This window comes from Leifsonia sp. KNZ12-8B, assembly GCF_056755495.1.
Window position 1 is genome coordinate 1 of record NZ_JBPGXM010000182.1, and the last position, 5383, is coordinate 5383.

The following is a 5383-nucleotide window of genomic DNA, read 5'->3' on the forward strand; positions in this document are numbered from 1 at the left end:
ACAGGCACCTCCACGGTGCCGGGCCGCTCTGCGTACCGCGCCCGCACGTCGGTGACGTGCACGCCGCACTGGTCCTACAGCACCCGCCCGTCCGCAACGACCGTCCGCACACGCCATTCGTGGTCGAGGATCACGGCATCCGCCGCGTACCCCGTGTGCAGGCGGCCCAGCCGGTGGTCCTCGCCCAGCACGCGCGCGGGCGCCTGCGTCAGGGCGGCGACGGCTTCCGCCGGGTCGAGGCCGGTGAGGGTGATCGCGTTGCGGAGGGCCGCATCCTGCGTGAGGGTGGAGCCGGCGATCGTCGCCGTGCCGGAGAGGACCGCGAGGCCCTCCCGCACCGTGACGTTCAGGCCGCCCAGCCGGTAGTCGCCGTCCGAGGCTCCGGCGGCCGCCATCGCATCGGTCACGAGGGCCACCCGGCCGGGTGCCGAGCCGAGCAGCAGCCTCGCGACCGACGGATGCACGTGCAGTCCGTCGAGGATCAGCTCGATCGTCACCGCGGGATTGTCGAGCGCCGCCATCACCGGCCCCGGCTCGCGGTGGTGGATGCCGTTCATCGCGTTGAAGGCGTGCGTGAGCAGCCGCGCGCCCACGTCGAACGCCCGCGCGGTCTGGTCGTAGTCGGCCGACGTGTGACCGACGGCGACGACCACTCCCGCCTCCGTGAGGACCGGGATCGACTCCAGCGCGTCGGGCAGCTCAGGGGCCATCGTGACGACCCGCAGCGTGCCGCGCGCCGCGCCGATCAGCTCCTCCACCATCTCCGGCCCGGGGTCGCGCAGGAACGCCTCGTCGTGCGCACCGCGCCGCTCGCGCGCCAGGAACGGTCCCTCCAGGTGCGACCCGAGGATCAGCGGGTCGGCGGCGGCGAGCTCGGCCACGATCGCGAGGCTCTCGCGCAGGGAGGCGAGCGGCGCGGCGACGTGCGAGATGACCGAGCGCGTCGTCCCGTGCGCGCGGTGCGCGGCCAGGCCGGCGAGCAGCTCATCGGCGCCGTCGTCGAAGACGTGTCCGCCGCCGCCGTGGCAGTGCAGGTCGATGAAGCCGGGCGTCAGCCAGTGTCCGCCGGCGTCGATCACCTCGGCGTCCGGAAGCCGCGCGGCCGCGTGCCACCCGGTTCCCGAGCCGGTCGCAGTGATGCGGCCCTCCTCGGCGACCAGCCAGAAGTCGTCGACCAGCCCGTCCGCATCCACTTTGCGGGCGTCGTGGATGACCAGGCCGGTCACGAGAACTCGCGCCGTCCGTTGATCACGCCGCTGACGGTCGCGATCACGGCGAACACGATGGCGACGACCGGCTGGCCGAGGTCCCACCAGGCGAAGGCGGCCGAGCCCATCACGAGGATCTCGACCAGCGCCTTCACGTAGGCGTCGACGTGCAGCACAGCGCGGGGGGAGCGGAAGAGCGCCCACAGCAGGATCGCGAGCACCGGCGCGCCGATCCCGATGACGATGTTCCACGGCAGCGGCCAGGCCACGAAACCCCAGATGCCGAGCGACACGATCGCGAACAGCTCGAGCACGAAGCGGAGGACGTCGTTCGGTCCGACCCGGACCGGGGCCTGCTGATCATGGGCGGGAGTCACCGGCCCAGTCTACCGAGCGGGGGTCAGCGGAAGATGATCGTCCTCGCACCGTCGAGCAGCACGCGGTCCTCCGCGAACCACTTCACCGCCTGGGTGAGCGTGCGGCTCTCCTCGTCCTGTCCGATGGCGACGAGCTCCGGGACGCTGCGCGTGTGATCGACCCGCACGACGTTCTGCTCGATGATCGGGCCCTCGTCGAGGTCACTGGTGACGAAGTGGGCGGTCGCGCCGATCAGCTTGACACCGCGGGCGTGGGCCTGCCGGTACGGGTTCGCGCCCTTGAACCCGGGGAGGAAGGAGTGGTGGATGTTGATCGCCCGCCCGGCCAGCCGTTCGCACAGCTCGGGGGAGAGGATCTGCATGTACCGCGCGAGGACGACCAGCTCGATGTCGTGCTCCTCCACGGCCTCCAGGATGCGCTGCTCGAACGCCGCCTTCGACGCGGCGTCGGTCACCGGCCGCGACTCGAACGGCACGCCGTAGAACCCGGCCAGGTCGCTGAGCGCGTCGTGGTTGGAGAGCACCAGCGGCACCTCCACGGGGAGCTGCCCGGCGCGCTGGCGGAACAGGAGGTCGTTGAGGCAGTGTGCGGCCTTCGAGACGAGCACGAGGGTGCGCAGGGGCCGGCCGACGGTGTCGACGCGGTGCTCCATCCCGAATCGCTCCACGACGGGTGCGAGCGCGCGCTCGAACTCCGCGCGGTCGGCCTCCGACTCCACCTGCAGCCGCATGAAGAAGCGACCGGTGTCGGAGCTCGCGAACTGCTGGCTCTCGGTGATGTTGCCGCGGGCGGCGACGATCGCACCGCTCACGGCGTGCACGATCCCGGGACGGTCGGCGCAGCTGAACGTGAGCACCCAGTGGTTGTGAGCGGCGGAGGGGAGATCGGTCGGGACCATCCGATCAGGATATCGAGTGCTGTTGACGTGCACGGCCGCGGTGCACTTGGATCGGGGCATGACCAGCACCGGTGCGGATACGCCCGACACCCCGACCGCCCCCGCGTCGACCTTCGGCATCGAGCTCAACGGGCTCAACACCATCCACGAGAGCGAGCGCAAGGGCCGTGCCCGCGACCTGTTCTGGCCGTGGTTCGCCGCGAACGTCTCCGTGTTCGGGCTCAGCTACGGGTCGTTCCTGCTCGGCTTCGGCATCTCGTTCTGGCAGGCGACGATCGTGGGCGTCGTCGGCATCGTCATCTCCTTCCTCTTCTGCGGGTTCATCGCCCTGGCGGGCAAGCGCGGCTCGGCGCCGACGATGGTGCTCGGCCGGGCGATCTTCGGGGTGGAGGGCAACCGGGTCCCGTCGTTCCTCTCCTGGCTGCTCACGGTCGGCTGGGAGACGGTGCTCACGGCCCTCGCGGTGCTCGCGACCGCGACGGTGTTCGAGCAGCTCGGCTGGGAGGGCGGCGTCGCGACCAAGATCGTCGCGCTGATCGTCGTGGTCGGCCTGGTGCTCGCGGGCGGGATCATCGGCTTTCACCTGATCATGCGCATGCAGATGGTGATCACGATCGTCACGGGCGTGCTCACGGTCGTGTACATCATCCTCGTGCTCGGTCACATCGACCTCGGCGCGGTGGCCGCGCTGCCCGCGGGCGATACGCCGCACGTGATCGGCGGGTTCGTCTTCATGCTGACCGGCTTCGGGCTGGGCTGGGTGAACGCTGCCGCCGACTACTCGCGGTACCTTCCGCGGTCGACGCGCAGCGCGGGGGTCGTGGGCTGGACCACGTTCGGCTCGTCGCTCGCGCCGGTCATCCTCCTCATCTTCGGCATCCTCCTCGCGGGGTCGTCCTCGAAACTGTCGGAGGCGATCGGCGCCGACCCGATCGGTGCGCTCGCATCGCTGCTGCCCACCTGGTTCCTGGTCCCGTTCGTGATCGTGGCTGTTCTCGGGCTGGTCGGGGGAGCGGTGCTCGACATCTACTCCTCCGGTCTCGCCTTGCTGAGCGTCGGCGTCCGCGTCCCGCGCTACGTCGCGGCCGGCATCGACGGCATCATCATGACCCTCGGCGCCATCTACGTCGTGTTCGTGGCGACGGACTTCATCGGCCCGTTCCAGGGCTTCCTGATCACTCTGGGCGTGCCGATCGCCGCCTGGTGCGGCATCTTCCTCGCCGACATCGCGCTGCGTCGCCGCGACTACGCGGAGGCCGAGCTGTACGACCGGCGCGGTCGGTACGGCGCCGTCCGCTGGCTGCCAATCTCGCTCATCGTGATCGGCACCGTGATCGGCTGGGGCCTCGTCACCAACGGCTCGGCCGAGTGGCTGAGCTGGCAGGGCTACCTCCTCGGCCCGATCGGCGGTAAGGAGGGCGACTGGGCGTTCGCGAACCTCGGCGTGCTCGTCGCCCTGGTGATCGGCTTCGTCGGCACGCTGTTCTCGGCGCCCGCGATCCGGCGGCAGGAGGCGCGATGACGGCGCCCGTGCTCGTGGTCGTCGACATGCAGAACGTCTTCGCCGACCCCGCCAGCGACTGGGCCACCCCGCGATTCGCCGATGCGGAGGCGACGATCTCAGCCATGCTTCCCGCGTTCGGCGACCGCGTGGTGTTCACGCGATTCGTCGCCCCCGAGCGGCCCGCTGGCGCATGGGTGCCCTACTACGAGCAGTGGCCGTTCGCGCTCGTGTCCGACGACGACCCGCTGTACGACCTCGTCCCGGTGTTCCGCGGCACCGGTCACCCCGTGGTCAGCGAGCCGACCTTCGGCAAGTGGGGAGACGCGCTGCGGCAGGCGCTGAACGGTGCCGACGAGATCGCCCTGGCCGGCGTCTCCACCGACTGCTGCGTGCTCTCGACCGCCCTTGGGGCTGCGGACGCGGGCGTGCACGTTCGGGTCGCGGCCGACGGCTGCGCCGGCCTGTCGGACACCGACCACCGGCGGGCGCTCGACGCGATGGCCCTCTACGCGCCGCTGATCGAGATCGAGGACAGCGAGCGCATCCTCGGCTCCCTCCGCTAGCGGGGCTTTGGTAGAATCGTCGACGGTCGGCGGTTCTCGCCCGGCCCTGGGCGCGCACATGGGCGCGTAGTCGACCCGCTCCACTTCTTGACCGCCACGGCCGCGCATGCCGGGCGCGGGAGCGGGGAACGCCGTTCACGGACGATTCCGCATGACGACAACCTCTCCCATCCCTCTGAAGACCGCACCTGCCTTCCCCTGGACCGGACTCATCGCGCTCGCCGCGGCCGTCTTCCTCTCGGTCACGAGCGAGATGATCCCCACCGGCCTCCTGCCGGACATGAGCGCCTCCCTCGGCGTGAGCGAGGCCCAGATCGGGCTCCTCGTGACCGTCTTCGCCTTCACCGTCGTGGTGACGAGCACCCCGCTGACCGCGCTGACCAAGCGGTGGCCGCGGCACGGCATGATCGTCGGCATCCTCGTGGTGCTCGGCGTCTCGAACCTGCTGACCGCGATCGCCCCCGACTACGCCTTCGTCGTCGGCTCGCGCGTGCTCGGCGGCATCGCGCACGGCATGTTCTGGTCGATCGTCGGCGCCTACGCCGGGCACCTGGTGCCGAAGGAGCAGATCGGCCGCGCGGTCTCGATCACCCTGGGTGGAGGGACGCTCGCGTTCGTCTTCGGCGTGCCGCTCGGCACCTTCGCCGGCCACGTCTTCGGGTGGAGGCTGTCGTTCGGGATCCTCGCCGGGCTGATGATCATCGGCGCCGCCCTCGTTTGGTGGCTCCTCCCGGCGGTGGAGCGGGAAGAGGAGCACACCCGTCGCGCGGCCGCCGGCGCGCGGCCGCGCGGCCGCCCCCTCCCGGCGGGGGTCATGGTCTGCCTCGGCGCC

The 5383-nt window shown here is 71.0% G+C and carries 6 protein-coding genes; 3 read left to right on the plus strand and 3 right to left on the minus strand.

Annotated features, from left to right (window positions below; all coding sequences use genetic code 11):
• Positions 1–74 precede the first annotated feature (74 nt).
• From nagA to purU, 3 genes are read right to left on the minus strand one after another with little or no spacing between them, the layout of a single operon-like run.
• Positions 75–1226, minus strand: a complete 1152-nt coding sequence (gene nagA / locus ACR9ZG_RS17670; protein WP_481286155.1) for an N-acetylglucosamine-6-phosphate deacetylase — start codon at positions 1224–1226, stop codon at positions 75–77.
• A complete protein-coding gene (locus ACR9ZG_RS17675) occupies positions 1223–1585 on the minus strand; it encodes a YrdB family protein (protein ID WP_481286156.1) in 363 nt (120 codons plus the stop codon). The genes nagA and ACR9ZG_RS17675 overlap by 4 nt, the downstream gene beginning before the upstream one ends.
• Before the next feature lie 23 nt (positions 1586–1608).
• Complete coding sequence (gene purU, locus ACR9ZG_RS17680) at positions 1609–2484, minus strand: formyltetrahydrofolate deformylase (RefSeq protein WP_481286157.1); 876 nt, start codon at positions 2482–2484, stop codon at positions 1609–1611.
• Between the two features lie 58 nt (positions 2485–2542).
• Here purU and ACR9ZG_RS17685 point away from each other — a divergent pair, with 58 nt between their 5' ends.
• The 3 genes from ACR9ZG_RS17685 to ACR9ZG_RS17695 form a co-directional block, all read left to right on the plus strand.
• Complete coding sequence (locus tag ACR9ZG_RS17685; RefSeq protein ID WP_481286158.1) at positions 2543–4006, plus strand: purine-cytosine permease family protein; 1464 nt, start codon at positions 2543–2545, stop codon at positions 4004–4006.
• Positions 4003–4551: a cysteine hydrolase family protein gene (locus tag ACR9ZG_RS17690; protein WP_481286159.1), complete on the plus strand. Its 549-nt coding sequence runs from the start codon at positions 4003–4005 to the stop codon at positions 4549–4551. The genes ACR9ZG_RS17685 and ACR9ZG_RS17690 overlap by 4 nt, the downstream gene beginning before the upstream one ends.
• Positions 4552–4702: 151 nt before the next feature.
• Positions 4703–5383 (plus strand): MFS transporter (locus ACR9ZG_RS17695; protein WP_481286160.1); only part of this gene is annotated, 681 nt, incomplete at its 3' end.

Bases quoted from the DNA above. Each gene is read 5' to 3' on its own strand.
- purU (WP_481286157.1), bottom strand. From the start codon at position 2,484: ATGGTCCCGACCGATCTCCCCTCCGCCGCTCACAACCACTGGGTGCTC.
- ACR9ZG_RS17685 (WP_481286158.1), top strand. From the start codon at position 2,543: ATGACCAGCACCGGTGCGGATACGCCCGACACCCCGACCGCCCCCGCG.
- ACR9ZG_RS17690 (WP_481286159.1), top strand. From the start codon at position 4,003: ATGACGGCGCCCGTGCTCGTGGTCGTCGACATGCAGAACGTCTTCGCC.